Below are 17,161 nucleotides of genomic sequence, written 5' to 3' on the forward strand. Positions count from 1 at the left end.
CCTATCGGTTGAGACGTTTGTCGATCAGGCCATCCACCACGCTCGGGTCGGCCAGGGTGGAGGTATCTCCCAGGCTGTCCAGTTCGTTGCAGGCAATCTTGCGCAAAATCCGCCGCATGATCTTGCCTGAGCGGGTTTTCGGCAAGGCCGGTGCCCATTGAATCAGTTCGGGCTTGGCGAAGCTGCCGATTTCCTTGCTCACCAGGTCCAGCAAGTGCTTTTTCAGCGCATCGTCGGGCTCGACCCCATTCATGGGCGTGACAAAGGCATAGATACCCTGGCCTTTGACGTCGTGGGGATAACCCACCACGGCGGCTTCGGCGACCTGATCATGCAACACCAGGGCGCTTTCCACCTCGGCGGTGCCGATACGGTGCCCGGACACGTTGATCACATCATCGATGCGCCCGGTGATCCAGTAGTCGCCGTCCTCGTCCCGCCGGGCGCCGTCGCCGGTGAAGTAGTAGCCGGGGTAGGGTTTGAAATAGGTGTCGATCATCCGCTGCGGGTCGCCGTACACGCTGCGAATCTGCCCCGGCCAGCTGGATTTGATTGCCAGCACGCCACTGCCTGCGCCGCTGATTTCCTTGCCTTGCTCATCAAGCAGCACCGGCACTACGCCAAACATCGGCTGGGTAGCGCAGCCGGGTTTGATGCGCTGGGCGCTGACCAGCGGGCTGAGCATGATGCCGCCGGTTTCGGTCTGCCACCAGGTGTCGACAATCGGGCAGCGTTGTTCGCCGACCGCGTTGAAGTACCAGTCCCAGGCCTCCGGGTTGATCGGCTCGCCGACACTGCCCAGCAGGCGCAGGCTGGCGCGGGAGGTATTTTCCAATGGACCGTGGCCTTCACGCATCAGCGCGCGCAAGGCGGTAGGCGCGGTGTAGAAGATGTTGACCTTGTGTTTGTCGATCACCTGCCAGAAGCGCGAGCTGTCCGGATAACTCGGCACACCCTCGAACATCAGCGATGTGGCGCCATTGGCCAGCGGCCCATAGACGATGTAACTGTGGCCAGTGACCCAGCCGACATCAGCGGTGCACCAGAACACTTCGCCGTCGCGGTAGTCGAGGACGTACTTGAAAGTCATCGCGGCCTGCAACAGGTAACCACCGGTGGTGTGCAGCACACCTTTGGGTTTGCCGGTGCTGCCGGAGGTGTAGAGGATAAACAGCGGGTCTTCCGCGTCCATCGGCTCGGGTGGGCAGTCGTCGCTGGCTGCGTCCAAGGCCTGTTGATACTTGAGGTCGCGGCCTTCAGTCCAATTGACCGCCGCGCCGGTGCGCTGCACCATCAGCACGGTGCTGACGCCTGGGCAACTGGCCAGGGCCTTGTCGACATTCTGTTTCAGCGCCACAGGCTTGCCACCGCGTACGCCTTCATCGGCGGTGATCACCGTGCGGCAGTCGGCGTCGAGGATGCGGTCGCGCAGGGCGTCTGGCGAGAAACCACCAAACACCACCGAATGCACCGCGCCGATCCGCGTACAGGCGAGCATCGCGTAGGCCGCCTCGGGAATCATCGGCATGTAGATACACACGCGGTCGCCTTTCTTTACGCCACGGCTTTTTAGCACATTGGCCAGGCGGCTGACGTTTTGGTGGAGTTGGCGGTAGGTGATTTTGGAAGACTTTGCAGGATCATCGCCTTCCCAGATGAAGGCCGGCTGGTCGGCACGTTGCGCCAGGTGGCGGTCGATGCAGTTGTAACTGACGTTCAGTTGGCCACCGGCAAACCATTGGGCGGCGCCGGTCTTGATGTCGGATTTCTGAACGGTCTGCCAAGGCGTGGACCAGTCGAGAAAGCGCTTGGCCTGTTCGGCCCAGAAGGTATCGGGTTGTTCGACGGATTGGCGGTAGAGGCGCTGGTAGTCCTCTTGACTGAGTTGCGCAGCCCGGCGGACGGCATCGGCGGTGGGGAACGTGCTGATATCGAACATGAGGGATCCTTATTCTTGTTTTTGCGACAAGCAATAAAGATGCACCCTGTGGCAGGCGGGTTCAAGGCCAACGTCCAAACGGACGTTGGCCTTGCGGGCATTACATCAACCGCGGTGACGACCGCGGAAGTAGTTGATCAACCCTTGGGTGGACGCGTCGTCCGCAGGCTGTTCTTCAGTGCCGGTCAGGCGGTTGTAGACGCCTTTGCCCAGCTCCTTGCCCAGCTCCACGCCCCATTGGTCGAAGGCGTTGATGCCCCAGATGACGCTTTGCACGAACACTTTGTGCTCATACATCGCCACCAGCGCGCCGAGGCGGCGAGGGCTGATGCGTTCAACCACAATGGTGTTGCTCGGACGGTTGCCCGGGATCACCTTGTGCGGTGCCAGCTTCTGCACTTCGGCCTCGTCCATGCCTTTGTCGCGCAGCTCGGCTTCAGCTTCGCTGCGGGTCTTGCCGAGCATCAGCGCCTGGCTCTGGGACAGGCAGTTGGCGTACAGCCACTGATGGTGGTCGGAGACCGGGTTGAAGCTGACGATCGGCACGATGAAGTCGGCCGGGATCAACTGGGTGCCTTGGTGCAGCAGCTGGTGGTAAGCATGCTGACCGTTGCAGCCTACGCCGCCCCAGATAACCGGGCCGGTGTCGGTGGACACCGGCGTACCGTCCTGGCGCACGCTCTTGCCGTTGGATTCCATATCCAGCTGTTGCAAGTGCTTGGTGATGTTACGCAGGTAGTGGTCGTACGGCAGGATCGCGTGGCTCTGCGCGCCCCAGAAGTTGCCGTACCACACGCCCAACAGGCCCAGTAGTACGGGCATGTTCGCTTCGAACGGCGCGGTCTGGAAGTGCTGGTCCATGGTGTAGGCACCGGACAGCAGTTCCTTGAAGTTGGACATGCCGATGGCCAGCGCGATCGGCAGGCCGATGGCCGACCACAACGAGTAACGACCGCCAACCCAGTCCCACATCGGGAAGATGTTTTCTTCGCGAATACCGAAGGCCACGGCGGCGGCGTTGTTGCTCGAAACGGCGATGAAGTGGCGATACAGCTCGGCTTCCGAGCCACCCTGGGCCAGGTACCAGGCACGTGCGGCCTGGGCGTTTTTCAGGGTTTCGAGGGTGTTGAAGGATTTCGACGAAACGATGAACAGCGTGGTCTCGGCGCGCAGCTTCATGGTCAGCTCGTGGAACTCGCTGCCGTCGATGTTCGCCAGGTAATGGCAGCGCACGCCTTTGTGGGCGTAGGACAGCAGCGCTTCAGACACCAGCTCCGGGCCGAGGAACGAGCCACCGATGCCGATGTTCACCACGTCGGTGATTGGCTTTTCGGTGTAGCCACGCCACAGACCGTCGTGAATGCGGCCGACCAGGTCAGTGATCTGGTTCAGCACCTTGTGCACGTCCGGCATGATGTTCACGCCGTTGACCGACAGCTTGTCGCCGACCGGGCGACGCAGCGCGGTGTGCAGCGCTGGGCGGCCTTCGGAAGAGTTGACCGGCTCGCCGTTGAACAGCGACTTGATCGCGCCCTGAAGGTCGACTTCCTTGGCCAGGCCTACCAGCAGGTCGCGGGTTTCGCTGGTGATCAGGTTTTTCGAGTAATCGAGGAAAAGTCCGCAGCTGCTCAAGGTGAACTGTGTAAAGCGCTGGGGATCGGCATTAAAGGCTTCGCGCATGCTGAAATCCTGCATGGCTTGGCGATGTTGATTGAGCGCTTGCCAGGCGGGCAGAGCGGTAACGTCATGAGGAGTGCGGTAGTACGCCATCGCTGCGGGTTTCCTTTTTATTGCTGGGACTGCTGGTAGGACACTTCAAAGCCGGAAATGTGCTGTCTTTGTGAAGATGACAGGCTCCGGTCGACGCCAACGAATAGCGTAGGGCGAATACATTAAACCTAGCGTGTCGATCTGTCTTGGCTTTGTCTGCGCTGTGGCCGGTACTTTTTTATACCGGCCGATCAGGCAGTGCAACAGGCGGGGCGTGCGGCGAGGTCAGTTCAGGTGCAAATGCAGGTTGTCGATCAGCCGGGTGGCGCCCAGGTAGGCGGCGACCAGAATCACCAGATCCTTGTCTTCAGCGGTGGCCGGACGCAGGTGCAGGCCCTGGCGGACCTCCAGGTAGTCCATGCGAAAGCCCGCGGCTTCAATCTGCTGGACCTGTGCTGCGCGCAGTTGGGCGAAATCACGGTCGCCCGCTTCAATGGCGGAGGCAATCTGGCTGAGGCTGCGGTACAGCACCGGCGCGATGGCGCGCTGCTCTTCGGTGAGGTAACCGTTGCGCGACGACAGCGCGAGGCCATCGTCGGCGCGAACGGTCGGCTCGCCGATAATCTGGATCGGCATGTTCAGGTCATGGACCATGGCGCGAATGACTGCCAGTTGCTGGTAGTCCTTCTGGCCAAAGATCGCCAGGTCTGGCTGGACCATGTTGAACAGCTTGCTGACCACCGTGGCCACACCTTCAAAATGCCCGGGACGGCTGGCACCGCACAGGCCTTCGGACAGTTGCGGCACGCTGACGCGCGTCTGGCCGGCCATGCCGTCGGGGTACATTTCGTCGACGGTCGGGGCGAACAGCAGGTTGCAACCGGCTTGCAGCAGCTTCTCCTGATCAGCTGCCAAGGTACGCGGGTACTTGTCCAGGTCTTCGCCGGCGCCAAATTGCAGCGGGTTGACGAAAATGCTCGCGACCACGAAGTCCGCTTGTTGCGCAGCCTTGGTCACCAGCGTGGCATGGCCGCTGTGCAGGTTACCCATGGTGGGCACGAAGCCGATGCGTTTACCCGCGCTGCGGGCATGGGCGACGGCGGCGCGCAGTTCGCGCACGGTTTTGACGGTGTTCATGCAGAGAATCCGTGTTCAGCGCCGGGGAAGGTAACGGCTTTGACTTCGCTGACGTAGGCGGCGAGCGCCGATTGAATGCTGTCCTGGCCAGCCATGAAGTTCTTCACGAACTTGGGTACGCGACCGGTCAGGGACAGGCCCAGCATGTCGTGCAGTACCAATACCTGGCCGTCGGTGCCGGAACCTGCGCCGATACCAATCACTGGGATTTTGACGGCCTGGGTGATTTCCGCTGCCAACTCGCTTGGCACGCACTCCAGCAAAATCATGCACGCACCGGCCTGCTCGAGGGCGATGGCATCGGCGCGCATCTGACGCGCCTGGGCTTCGCCGCGGCCTTGCACCTTGTAGCCGCCGAGGATATTCACCGACTGGGGCGTGAGGCCCATGTGCGCGCAAACCGGCACACCACGTTCAGCCAGCAGGCGAATCGACTCCGCGAGCCAGGCGGCACCTTCAACCTTGACCATGTGTGCACCGGCACGCATCAGTTGAGCGCTGTTGGTCAGGGTCTGTTCGATGGTGGCGTCTGCCATGAAGGGCAGGTCGGCGACGATGAAGGCGCCCTCGTTGCCACGTTTGACGCAGGCTGTGTGGTAAGCGATTTCGTCGTTGGTGACCGGCAGGGTGCTGTCATTCCCTTGTAGAACCATGCCCAGGGAGTCCCCCACCAACAACACTTCAACCCCTGCCTGGCAGCTGGCCTGGGCAAAGGTGGCGTCGTAGCAGGTCAGCATGGTGATCTTTTCACCTTTGAGTTTGAGGCTCTGCAAGGTGCTCAGGGTAACGTTTGGCATGAAAAGGGTCCTCATTCAGGCGCTTGGAAACAGCGAGTAACGCGCGTGAGTCTTCGTTTATACAGGCGCACTTTCTTAAGGATCAGTGCTTATAAGGCCTGGATTGCGCCCTTTAGCGCCGGGTAGGCGGCAGCGGGACGCCTATAGTCGTGAGGAGGACTCTGGAAGTCAATTGGATGTGTTACCGCATTGTTACGGCCGGGGTGTTACCGCTGTTACTGATGCGATTCAGCAGTAAATGATGCGTAGGAGCGAGCTTGCTCGCGAAGGTCGTTAACGATGATGCGGGAAGCCTGACACCCAGCGGTGTTCTCAGGTTTTTCGCGAGCAAGCTCGCTCCTACAGGTGTGAAGGCAGGCGTTCCAGGCCGACAAACGGGCAGGCGTCCAACAGGTCGCTGAGCAGGCGGCCATCGGCGAGTTGCAGGCTGGCGGGGGCCAGTTCTGCCAATGGGTAAAGCACGAATGCACGCAGGTGCATTTGATAGTGCGGCACCTTCAGGCGTGGCTCGTCGATAAGCCGGTCGCCAAAGATCAGGATATCCAGGTCCAGGGTGCGTGGGCCCCAGCGCTCGAGGCGCTCGCGGCCCTGGTCATTCTCGATGGCTTGCAGGGCATCAAGCATTTCCAGAGGCGCAAGTGCGCTGTCCAGGGCCGCGACCGCGTTGGTGTAGCGCGGCTGGCCCGGGAGCAGGGAATCACTTTGATAGAAGGCGGAGACGCCCGCCAGCGTAGTGCTCGGCAATTGCGCCAAGGCCTCGATTGCATGGCGCAATTGTTGTTCAGGGGCCGCCAGGTTGCTGCCCATGCCGATGTAGATACGTTCCACGGGCTTACTCGCCAGACGCGCTCGAGGCGTCGCCAGCGCTGCGTTTGCGCTTGCTGCCACTGCTGCGGCGACGTTTTTTCGGGCCATCGCCGGTGGCTTCGCCTTTGCTGCTGAGCTCTTTGATCATCTCGCGGCGCTGGCTGTCGTTGGCGTCCTGATAGTCGGTCCACCATTCACCCAGGCCGTCGGTCTGCTCACCGGCGCTTTCACGCAGCAGCAGGAAGTCGTAGCCGGCACGGAAGCGCGGGTTGTCCAGCAACAGGTCGGCACGTTTGCCGCTGCGGCGTGGCAGGCGCTCCTGCATGTCCCAGATCTCGCGGATCGGCATGGTGAAGCGTTTCGGGATGGCGATGCGTTGGCATTGTTCGGCGATCAGCTCATGAGCCGCTTCCTGCATGGCCGGAATTGCCGGCATGCCGCGATCCTGCAAGCGCATCACGCGCTTCGGCAGCGCAGGCCACAACAAGGCGGCAAACAGGAACGCCGGGGTGACCGGTTTGTTCTGCTTGATGCGCAGGTCGGTGTTGATCAAGGCTTCGCTGATCAGCGTGTGGGTGTAGGTGGGGTTGTACTCCAGTGCTTCGGCGCTGGCCGGGAACAATGGGTCGAACAACTGCAGGTCTACGAGCATTTCGAAGGTGTCGGCGGCATAGCCTGAGAGGAACAACTTGAGCACCTCTTCGAACAGGCGTGCCGACGGGATTTCCCGCAGCATCGGCGCCAGGTCGCGAATCGGCGCGGCCGTGTGCTTCTCGATGCCGAAGTTCAGCTTGGCCGCGAAACGCACGGCCCGCAGCATCCGCACCGGGTCTTCCTGGTAGCGTTGCGTCGGGTCGCCGATCAGGCGCAGCAGGTTGTTGCGAATGTCGTGCACGCCGTTGGCGTAATCGAGGATGCGCTCGCTGACGGGGTCGTAATACAAGGCATTGATGGTGAAGTCGCGGCGTTGCGCGTCTTCTTCCAGGGTGCCGTAGACGTTGTCCCGCAGGATGCGCCCGCTTTCATTGCGGGAAGACTGGTTAGTGTCTTCTTCTGCATCGTTTTGCGGGTGGTTGGCGCGGAAGGTCGCGACCTCGATGATCTCGCGACCAAAGTGGATATGCACCAACTTGAAGCGCCGACCAATGATCCGCGCATTGCGGAATTCGGCACGCACTTGTTCCGGCGTGGCACTGGTGGCGACGTCGAAATCCTTGGGAGTGATATTGAGCAACATGTCGCGCACGCAACCGCCAACCAGGTAAGCCTGGTAGCCGGCGTTCTGCAGGCGTTCGACGATGTTCACCGCATAACGGCTGAACTGGGCACGCTGCAACGAATGCTGGTTGGCATTAAGCACTTCAGGCGTGCTGCGGATGTGTTGCGTACGACGCAAGGGAGAACGGAATGACTGGAACAACTTCTTCAGCATGGGATGCACTGTTTGAAGGAATGTTCGGCCATAACGAAGAATGACCGGATGATGGGCGGGGATTCTAGCATTTAGTCAGGGGATGGTGTAGGAACTAGCTGCAAGGCTTGAGCCAGAAGCTTAAAAGAAGGGTGGCAGGTGCCAAATCGCGGAAACTACAAGGGGAGCCGAAGCTCCCCCAGAAGTAGTTGCGTGCTCTATTTTTATTATTGGTTTCGGGCTTCTTGTTTTTGTTGATCGCCCTCGCCATGAAGCTTCACCTTCATGACACTCCCAATCGGGAGCCAAGAGCAAACGGATTGCTTTGGTCGCTGTGTTGCTGATCTACGATCCAACCAGTTCAGGCTCTGCCTTAGGGCAGTTTTTGTTGTTCTCGGCCTGGTTGCAGGGCAAGCCCCAAATGCAACGCCTCTCCAAAAGAATCAGTTAGCTGCGCCTCCGCCGTGTTGTTTTTGTTATGCGTGAGTCGATTCGTCTTATTTTTATTGTCTTGTACATTTGCTTGTTATTGTTTTTGTACTAAGCATATAGCAGGGTGCGTGCCAACTTTTGCGAGGCCCAGCAAAATAAGGGGTTCGGAGCGCTTTCGGGTTTTTTGAGCGCGAAAAAAAGCCGGGGCTTCGTTACCGTAAGCCCCGGCTTTTGTTACGTGAAAAATCAGCGGTAACAGTTTTTTCACATCTCAGAGTGTTACCTGTGGAGGCGCCCCCACTCAGCTTTCGCTGGCAACCCCGGTTTTGCGCCGTGGGATACCCAGGCGCTGGCGCCGTTCCCACAGGCATTTACGGCTGACGCCCAGTTTGCGCGCCAGTTCGGTCTCGGTCATATGGTCCTGATGCTCGAGGACGAAGTGCTGGAAGTAATCTTCCAGTGACAAATCTTCCGTCGGCTCGTGGCTGTTGTTACTGCCACCCTGCTGCGGCGGCAGGCCGATGAAGTCGTCGTCATCCAGGTCGCTGAGCTCGATATCGATCCCCAGCAGTTCGGCGGAAATCTCCGGGCTCTCCGACAGAATCACCGCGCGTTCTACCGCGTTCTCCAGCTCCCGCACGTTACCCGGCCAGGAATAGTGACGAATTGCCTGCTCGGCATCGGCAGCAAACTTCAGGTCGGTACGGTTGATCCGCGCACTCTGGCGCGCCAGGAAGGCCGTGGCGATTTCGTTGACGTCAGCGCCCCGCTCGCGCAGGGCCGGCAGTTTGAGTGCGATCACGTGCAGGCGGTAATAAAGGTCTTCACGGAACTGGCCGATCTTTGCCAGGCTTTTCAGGTCTCGGTGCGTGGCCGCGATCAGTCGTACATCGACCTTCTGCGACTGTACCGAGCCGACGCGGCGGATTTCACCTTCCTGGAGGACCCGTAGCAAACGTGCCTGGGCTTCCAGTGGCAGTTCGCCAATCTCGTCGAGGAACAGCGTGCCGCCATCGGCGGCTTCAACCAAACCCGCACGGCCAGCGCTGGCGCCGGTAAAGGCACCTTTTTCATGGCCGAACAATTCGGATTCGATCAGGGATTCGGGGATCGCCGCGCAGTTCACCGAGATCATCGGTGCCTTGGCGCGTTTTGACAGGTTGTGCAGGGCGCGGGCCACCAGTTCTTTACCGGTGCCGGATTCGCCCTGAATCAATACATTGGAGTCAGTGGGCGCCACTTTGCGGATCTTGCTGTACAGGTCCTGCATCGGTGGGCAGGAACCGATAATGCCGATTTCGCCATTACTGTTATCCACGCCGGGCTTTTCAGCGCCGTTGACGGCCTTGCCCGCTGCCGGGCGTTCAGCCGGTGTGCTGCTGGCGGATTGACGGTCACGCAGGATGCGGGCCACAGCCTGGAGCATTTCGTCGTGGTCGAAAGGCTTGGCGATGTAGTCCACCGCGCCCATCTTCATCGAGTCCACTGCCGAGCGCAGGCTGGCGTAGCTGGTCATGATCAGCACCGGCGTGCCTTGGCCGAGTTTGATCAACTCGGTGCCAGGGGCGCCCGGCAAACGTAGGTCACTGACGATCAGGTCGAACGTGGGAATGCTGAAACGCTCTTGGGCTTCCTGCACCGAGCCGGCTTCGCTGACCTGGTACTGATTACGTTCAAGCAGGCGACGCAAGGCAGAGCGGATAATGGTTTCGTCTTCGACGATCAAAATGTGCGGCATTGATTCAACTCTCTCGACGGTCTCAGTTCACAGCGGACGTCGCTTCGACATGACGCGGCAAGGTCACCCGAATACGGGTGCCGCGTTGGCTTTCGGTGTCAGCCGGGCTGTCGATGGTGATTTGTCCATAATGCTCTTCAACGATGGAATAGACCAGTGCAAGGCCCAGACCGGTACCTTCACCCGGATCCTTGGTGGTGAAGAAGGGTTCGAACAATCGATCCATGATGTTCTGTGGAATGCCGCTGCCTTCGTCCTCGACGATCAGGTCGACCGTGTGCTCGAAAGCCTCGCTCTTGACCCGTACTGCGCTGCCGGCCGGCGACGCGTCGCGGGCGTTGGACAGCAGGTTGATCAGCACTTGGGCCAGGCGTTGTGAATCACCGTCGACCCAATGTTCCGGGTCGCACAGGTTAAAGAACTGTACTTCGAAATTGCGCCGGTTCAAGGCCAGCAGCCCAATGGCATCCTGGGCGACTTCGGCCAGGCACACCGCTTCGTCGTGATTCTGATGGGCACCCGCGTGGGCAAAGCTCATCAGCGACTGCACGATGCGCGAGACACGCTTGGTCTGCTCGAGAATCTGCCCGCTGATTTCGATGATCTCGCCGTCTTCCTCGCGCTCTTCCCGCAGGTTTTGCGCCAGGCAGGCGATACCGGTGATCGGATTGCCGATTTCATGGGCCACACCCGCCGCCAGACGACCGATGCTGGCCAGGCGCTCGGAATGCACCAGTTTGTCTTCGAGCATCTGGGTGTCGGTCAGGTCTTCCACCAGCAATACCAGGCCGCTGTTGCCGGGAGCGAGGGGCTCGTCGATGGCGGCCTTGTGCAGGTTGAGCCAGCGGGTCTGGCCGTCCAGCGCCAGGTGCTGTTTGTGCAAGTGTTCGTCGGGCAGGTTGATGAAGCCCTGGAGCAGTTCTTTCCATGGGTCGCCAATGGTATTCAGGCGCGAACCCACCACGCGCTGGGCGGCGATCCCGGTGAGTTCTTCCATGGCCTTGTTCCACATCAGGATCTCTTGATCCTTGGCCAGGGAGCAGACGCCCATTGGCAACTCCTGCAGCGTCTGGCGGTGATAGCGGCGCAAGGCATCGAGTTCGGCGGCTAGGCCGGTGAGGCGTGAGTGGTAATCCTCCAGCCGGCTCTCGATGAAGTGGATATCTTCGGTCACGTAGTTTTCGCCGCCGGCCTTGTAGGGCAGGAAGGTCTCGACCATATCCTGGGACACACTCGGGCCCATCAAGCCGGAAAGGTTGGCCTCGATACGGTCGCGCAGGCGGCGCAACGCGTAAGGCCGGCGTTCGTCGAATGGCAGGTAAAGGTCGCGCAGGGCCTGCTCGACTTCCTTTTGCGCAGCCTTGGCGCCCAGGGGCTTGGCCAGTTGCGTGGCAAACTCCTGGGGCGAGGCCGCGTGCAGTTCGCGGCGTTGCGGGCGGCGCACGTTATCCACAGCGCAGGCTTCGGCGGCGCTGGTTTCTTCGGGGCTGGCGTTGGTGAACAGCGAGATCAGGGTGAACATCAGCACGTTGGCCGCCAGCGAAGCAATCGCCGCCATGTGCCAACTGGTGTCATCCAGCACGTAGATCATGTTCAGCAGCGGGATGTAGAAACCCTGCAGATTGCCCACCAAGGGCAGCAGCATGGTTACGGTCCACACCAGGATGCCGGCCAGCAGCCCGGCGATGAACCCACGGCGGTTAGCGGTCGGCCAGTACAGCACCGACAACACCCCCGGCAGGAACTGCAGCGTGGCGACAAAGGCCACGATGCCCAGGTTGGCCAGGTCCTGCTCGGCACCCAGCATCAGGTAGAAGCCATAGCCAGCCATGATGATTGCGACGATCAGCGCCCGGCGGGTCCATTTCAGCCAGCGGTAGATATTGCCTTCGGCTGGCGGCTGGTAGAGCGGCAGTACCAGGTGATTGAGCGCCATCCCCGACAGGGCCAGGGTACTGACGATGATCAGGCCGCTGGAGGCCGATAATCCGCCGACATAGGCCAGCAGGGCCAGTGACTTGCTGTTGGCGGCAATGCCGATGCCCAAGGTGAAGTATTCCGGATTGGTGGTGGCGCCAAGCTTCAGGCCCGCCCAGAGAATCAGCGGCACCGCCAGGCTCATCAGCAGCAGGAACAACGGCAAGCCCCAGCTGGCGCTGACCAGTGAACGCGGGTTGAGGTTTTCGGTGAAGGTCATGTGGTACATGTGCGGCATCACGATGGCCGAGGCGAAAAACACCAGCAGCAGCGTGCGCCATGGGCCTTCCTGCAACGGCGTGTGCAGGGCGGCCAGGGCGGTCTGGTTTTGCAGCAACCACAGTTCCAGCTGTTGCGGGCCGTCGAATACACCGTAGAGCGCATACAGGCCAACGCCGCCAATGGCGATCAGCTTGATCACCGACTCAAATGCGATCGCGAACACCAGGCCTTCATGCTTCTCACGGGTAGCGATATGCCGTGAGCCGAAGAAGATCGTGAACAGGGTGATCAGCGCACAGAAGCTCAATGCAACGCGGTGCTGCACCGGCTCGCGGGTGAGGATGCTGATGGAGTCGGCTACCGCCTGGATCTGCAACGCCAGCAACGGCAGCACGCCGATCAGCATGAAGATCGTGGTCAGCGCGCCGGCCCAAGTGCTGCGAAAGCGGAACGCAAACAGGTCGGCGAGTGACGACAGCTGATAGGTGCGGGTGATTTTCAGGATCGGATACAGCAGCACCGGCGCCAGCAAGAACGCCCCGGACACCCCGAGATAACTCGAAAGAAAGCCGTATCCATACTGATAGGCCAGGCCCACCGTGCCGTAAAACGCCCAAGCGCTTGCGTACACGCCCAAGGACAAGGTGTAGGTCAACGGATGGCGAATGATCGCTCGCGGAATCATTCCGCGCTCACTGATCCAGGCTACCCCGAACAGCGCGGCCAGGTAGGCGGCGCTGATCAGCAGCATCTCGGTCAGGCTAAAGCTCATCGGCATCTTTTTGGCTCTGCAGGATGAAAGTCACGACGATCAGAATCAGCCAAAGCAGATAGGGCCGGTACCAGGCGCCTGTGGCGTCGATCCACCAATCCATGATGGCGGGAGAAAACAGGTAGATCCCGACGACCAACAGCAGGACCAATCGATAGATGTACATGTTGGCCCTTGATTGAAATTGCGGAAATATAACGATTTTTTGTATGAGCGATGGTAACGGATGGCTCGCAAGCTGCAAGCGCCTTCAGCGCAATTGCGCTTCGGCCAGCGTGAGTGTGCGCGGGATCTGTGCGGCGTCCCAGTGCGCAATGCCCCAATCCAGCAGTTCACGTGGGCTGGCGTGGTTCAGTTCGTCGTCCGCTGGCTGGCCCAGGGCACGCAGCGCTCTTAACAGCAAAGGCGTGGCCTGGTCGGTGGGCAAGGGCGGTGAGCGGTAGGATTTGCCCAGCTTGTTACCGTCCGGCTGGATGATCAGGGGCACATGCAGGTAACGCGGTTGGCGCAGGCCCAGCAGTTCTTGCAGGTACAGCTGGCGCGGCGTGGAGTCGAGCAGGTCGGCGCCACGCACGATGTCGGTCACACCTTGCCAGGCGTCATCGAGCACCACCGCCAGTTGGTAGGCATACAGGCCATCGCGACGGCGGATGATGAAATCGCCTACGTCGCGCCCCAGATGCTGTCGGAATTCGCCTTGTACACGGTCGGTAAAGTGGTAGTCCAACTCCGGCACCCGCAGACGAATGGCGGCATCTTGCTGGTCATGCCCGGCATTGCGGCACAGGCCGGGATAAATCCCGTTGTAGGGTTCCAGTTGTTTGCGCGAACAGGTGCAGGCGTAGGCCAGGCCCTGATTGAACAGGCGGTTGAGCACTTCGGCGTAGGCATCGTGCCGCTCGCTTTGTCGGACCAATTCCCCATCCCATTCGAAGCCGTAGCGTTCAAGGGCATTGAGGATTGCGGCCTGGGCGCCAGGTTCTTCCCGTGGCGGGTCGAGGTCTTCCATGCGCATCAGCCAGCGGCCTTGATTGGCGCGGGCGTCGAGGTAGGAGGCGAGGGCAGCGACCAGGGAGCCGAAGTGCAGGTGTCCGCTGGGCGTGGGGGCGAAACGCCCGATATAGGAGGAGGCTGTCATGGGCCGGATATTACTGGAAAACCAGCAAACGCCAGAAACAAAAATGGAGCGTTCGCACGCCCCATTTGTACAGCTCGGCGATGATTACTTGCCGACCTGTTTTTCCTTGATTTCAGCCAAGGTCTTGCAGTCCACGCACAAGTCGGCGGTAGGACGCGCTTCCAAGCGGCGAATACCAATCTCGACGCCGCAGGACTCGCACCAGCCATACTCTTCGTCTTCGATGAGTTGCAGGGTCTTGTCGATTTTCTTGATCAGCTTGCGCTCGCGATCACGGGCGCGCAGTTCAAGGGCGAACTCTTCTTCCTGGCTGGCACGGTCTGCCGGGTCAGGGAAGTTGGCCGCTTCGTCCTTCATATGGTCAACGGTACGGTCAACCTCTTGCATCAAGTCCTGTTTCCACTGCTTCAGGATCTTGGAGAAGTGTTCGCGCATGGGCTTGCCCATGTATTCCTCACCCTTCGATTCGACGTAGGGTTGGAAGCCGCTGATGCTCTGTTGCTTTGCTTGGGTGGGCATGAATGGACCGCCTCTCACTCTTCTAATCCATTGCGCAGGATTGCAACATCACCGACACCTGCCGGCCCTGCGGCTGCAAGCGGGCGAACTTACCAGATAGATTCAGGGTGCGCCACTCCCGGTTGTCGAGGCACCTTCTCTTGAGGGTTGAAAACCGCCGCAGGCCCCAGCGGGGCGGGCTTGTACGGTCTCGAATGTTGATTTTAGCTGTTTTGCAGGTAGTTGCTCGCCGTGCGTGCTACATGGCTTCGGGCAATAGAGCAGGTTTTGTGCGGCGGGTTGGGTAGAATCGGGGTTTGTCCTCACAGTTAAGGAAGGCTAATGGCTCAGCCCTACAGTGCGCGCAGTCGCGCTATCGAACCTTTCCATGTCATGGCGTTGCTGGCGCGGGCCAATGAATTGCAGGCCGCCGGTCACGACGTGATTCACCTGGAAATCGGCGAGCCGGACTTCACCACCGCCGAACCTATCATCAAGGCCGGGCAGGCGGCGCTGGCCAATGGCAAGACCCGCTATACCGCGGCCCGTGGCCTGCCGGAGTTACGTGAGGCTATCAGTGGTTTCTACCAGCAGCGCTACAGGCTGGATATCGACCCTGAGCGAATTTTGATCACCCCCGGTGGTTCAGGTGCCCTGCTACTGGCGAGCAGCTTGTTGGTGGACCCCGGCAAGCACTGGCTGCTGGCAGACCCCGGTTACCCGTGCAACCGCCACTTCCTGCGGCTGGTGGAAGGCGCGGCGCAATTGGTCCCGGTCGGCCCCGACGTGCGTTATCAACTGACCGCCGACCTGGTGGCTCGTCACTGGGATCAGGACAGCGTGGGCGCGTTGGTCGCTTCGCCCGCCAACCCTACCGGCACCATCCTGACGCGCGAAGAGTTGGCCGGACTGTCGAGCGCCATCAAGGCGCGCAATGGGCATTTGGTGGTGGATGAGATCTATCACGGCCTGACCTACGGCACCGATGCCGCCAGCGTGCTGGAGGTCGAGGATGAAGCCTTCGTTCTAAATAGTTTTTCGAAGTATTTCGGAATGACCGGCTGGCGCCTGGGCTGGCTGGTGGCGCCGCCGGCTGCTGTGGGTGAATTGGAAAAGCTCGCGCAGAATCTCTACATCAGCGCACCGAGCATGGCCCAGCATGCGGCCCTGGCCTGCTTTACCCCGGAAACCTTGAATATTCTTGAAGACCGCCGGGCCGAGTTTGGTCGTCGTCGCGACTTCCTGCTGCCAGCCCTGCGGGAGCTCGGCTTCGGCATCGCTGTCGAGCCGGAAGGTGCGTTCTACTTGTACGCCGATATCAGCAAATTCGGCGGCGATGCCTTCGCCTTCTGCCGACACTTCCTCGAAACCGAGCACGTTGCGTTCACTCCAGGCCTGGATTTCGGTCGCTATCAAGCCGGTCATCATGTGCGTTTTGCCTACACACAAAACCTTGATCGCCTACAGGAAGCCGTCGAACGGATTGCCCGTGGCTTGCGGAGTTGGCAAGGCTGATGCGCTTTAATCCTCCCCTCGAAGAAGGCCGGCTGATCCGCCGCTACAAGCGTTTTCTCGCCGATATCGAAACCGTTACCGGCGAGTTCCTGACCATTCACTGCCCGAACACCGGCTCGATGTTCAATTGCATGGTGGAAGGTGGCCAAGTCTGGTTCAGCCGCTCCAATGACCCCAAGCGCAAGCTGCCCGGCACTTGGGAAATCAGCGAAACCCCGCAGGGGCGCCTGGCGTGTGTGAACACTGCGCGGGCCAATCAGTTGGTGGAAGAGGCGCTGCGGGCCGGGGTTATCACTGAGCTCAACGGCTTTACGGCGCTGAAGCGCGAAGTAGCCTACGGCCAGGAAAACAGTCGGATCGATTTCCGTCTGGATTACCCATTGGGCGCGGCGTATGTCGAAGTCAAAAGCGTCACCCTCGGGTTTGATGGGACTTCAACAGCGGCGTTTCCCGATGCCGTAACCCAGCGCGGGGCCAAGCATTTGCGAGAACTGGCGCATCTGGCGCGTGAGGGTGTGCGGGCGGTGCAGTTGTATTGCGTCAACCTCTCGGGGATTGATGCGGTGCGTCCTGCCGAAGAAATTGATGCCGCTTATGCGGCTGCATTGCGTGAGGCCAAGGCGGCGGGCGTCGAGGTGCTGGCCTATGGCGTGCGGGTGACGTCAGAGGAAATCTGTGTCGACCGCCGTCTGGAAGTATTACTCGGCGATTAGAGTTGCACCCACAGGCCCTGTTCGTCCTCGCGGCCGGGCAGGGCTGTCAGGCTTTGACCTGCGCAAGGCCCGGCGACGCACTCACCGCTTTCGATCAGAAACAGTGCGCCATGGGTGGCGCACTGGATCATGCTCGCGCTCGGGTCGAGAAACTGGTGCGGCTGCCATTCCAGCGGCACCCCGCGATGTGGGCAACGGTTGATATAGAAGTAGGCAATGCCTTCGCGGCGCACGGCAAACAGCTTGCGGCCGTCGATATCGAAACCGAGGCTGGCGTTGGGTGCGAGTTCGCTGGAGGTGCAGAGAAACTTCATATCGGTCCTTAAGTGCCGCCGTTTGCGGGCTGCAAGGCTAT

The 17,161-nt window shown here is 60.5% G+C and carries 14 protein-coding genes; 2 read left to right on the forward strand and 12 right to left on the reverse strand.

The features are described from left to right. Position 1: 1 nt before the first annotated feature. The 11 genes from acs to dksA all read right to left on the reverse strand — a co-directional run bounded on the left by acs (position 2) and on the right by dksA (position 14,599). The gene (acs, locus tag ACUN0G_RS03040) at positions 2-1,939 is read right to left on the reverse strand and encodes an acetate--CoA ligase (protein ID WP_445572657.1); all 1,938 of its coding nucleotides are present in this window, start codon (positions 1,937-1,939) and stop codon (positions 2-4) included. Positions 1,940-2,044: 105 nt separating this feature from the next. Then, a complete protein-coding gene (gene pgi, locus ACUN0G_RS03045) occupies positions 2,045-3,709 on the reverse strand; it encodes a glucose-6-phosphate isomerase (RefSeq protein WP_076013744.1) in 1,665 nt (554 codons plus the stop codon). A 225-nt stretch (positions 3,710-3,934) separates the two neighbouring features. After that, entirely contained in the window at positions 3,935-4,786 is an 852-nt protein-coding gene (gene panC, locus ACUN0G_RS03050) for a pantoate--beta-alanine ligase (RefSeq protein ID WP_445572658.1), read from the reverse strand. After that, positions 4,783-5,583 carry a 3-methyl-2-oxobutanoate hydroxymethyltransferase gene (panB, locus tag ACUN0G_RS03055; RefSeq protein WP_421524257.1) on the reverse strand — a complete coding sequence of 267 codons (801 nt, stop codon included), beginning with the start codon at positions 5,581-5,583 and terminating at the stop codon, positions 4,783-4,785. Before panB ends, panC begins: the two co-directional genes overlap by 4 nt. 339 nt (positions 5,584-5,922) lie before the next feature. Next, complete coding sequence (gene folK, locus ACUN0G_RS03060; RefSeq protein WP_445572659.1) at positions 5,923-6,411, reverse strand: 2-amino-4-hydroxy-6-hydroxymethyldihydropteridine diphosphokinase; 489 nt, start codon at positions 6,409-6,411, stop codon at positions 5,923-5,925. Positions 6,412-6,415: 4 nt separating this feature from the next. Beyond that, on the reverse strand, positions 6,416-7,822 hold the full coding sequence (locus ACUN0G_RS03065) for a polynucleotide adenylyltransferase PcnB (protein ID WP_445572660.1): 1,407 nt from the start codon (positions 7,820-7,822) through the stop codon (positions 6,416-6,418). A 712-nt stretch (positions 7,823-8,534) separates the two neighbouring features. After that, on the reverse strand, positions 8,535-9,971 hold the full coding sequence (locus ACUN0G_RS03070; RefSeq protein ID WP_063033203.1) for a sigma-54-dependent transcriptional regulator: 1,437 nt from the start codon (positions 9,969-9,971) through the stop codon (positions 8,535-8,537). 22 nt (positions 9,972-9,993) lie between these two features. Further along, entirely contained in the window at positions 9,994-12,948 is a 2,955-nt protein-coding gene (locus ACUN0G_RS03075; RefSeq protein ID WP_173860361.1) for a sensor histidine kinase, read from the reverse strand. Then, positions 12,932-13,108 carry a hypothetical protein gene (locus ACUN0G_RS03080; protein WP_003176118.1) on the reverse strand — a complete coding sequence of 59 codons (177 nt, stop codon included), beginning with the start codon at positions 13,106-13,108 and terminating at the stop codon, positions 12,932-12,934. The genes ACUN0G_RS03075 and ACUN0G_RS03080 overlap by 17 nt, the downstream gene beginning before the upstream one ends. A gap of 84 nt (positions 13,109-13,192) precedes the next feature. Continuing rightward, positions 13,193-14,080, reverse strand: a complete 888-nt coding sequence (gene gluQRS, locus ACUN0G_RS03085; RefSeq protein ID WP_445572661.1) for a tRNA glutamyl-Q(34) synthetase GluQRS — start codon at positions 14,078-14,080, stop codon at positions 13,193-13,195. A gap of 84 nt (positions 14,081-14,164) precedes the next feature. After that, the gene (gene dksA, locus ACUN0G_RS03090) at positions 14,165-14,599 is read right to left on the reverse strand and encodes an RNA polymerase-binding protein DksA (protein WP_010174401.1); all 435 of its coding nucleotides are present in this window, start codon (positions 14,597-14,599) and stop codon (positions 14,165-14,167) included. A 321-nt stretch (positions 14,600-14,920) separates the two neighbouring features. Between dksA and ACUN0G_RS03095 the strand changes: the two genes are divergently transcribed. Together ACUN0G_RS03095 and sfsA are read left to right on the forward strand one after the other, a co-directional pair. Next, complete coding sequence (locus ACUN0G_RS03095) at positions 14,921-16,093, forward strand: pyridoxal phosphate-dependent aminotransferase (RefSeq protein ID WP_445572662.1); 1,173 nt, start codon at positions 14,921-14,923, stop codon at positions 16,091-16,093. Next, positions 16,093-16,806 carry a DNA/RNA nuclease SfsA gene (gene sfsA / locus ACUN0G_RS03100; protein ID WP_421524261.1) on the forward strand — a complete coding sequence of 238 codons (714 nt, stop codon included), beginning with the start codon at positions 16,093-16,095 and terminating at the stop codon, positions 16,804-16,806. The genes ACUN0G_RS03095 and sfsA overlap by 1 nt, the downstream gene beginning before the upstream one ends. Here the strand turns inward: sfsA and ACUN0G_RS03105 are convergent. Continuing rightward, positions 16,803-17,120: a Rieske (2Fe-2S) protein gene (locus tag ACUN0G_RS03105; RefSeq protein WP_258343636.1), complete on the reverse strand. Its 318-nt coding sequence runs from the start codon at positions 17,118-17,120 to the stop codon at positions 16,803-16,805. The two genes, sfsA and ACUN0G_RS03105, sit on opposite strands and share 4 nt — an antisense overlap. Positions 17,121-17,161 lie beyond the last annotated feature (41 nt).

The sequence above is a fragment of the Pseudomonas sp. 32A genome, assembly GCF_052682255.1.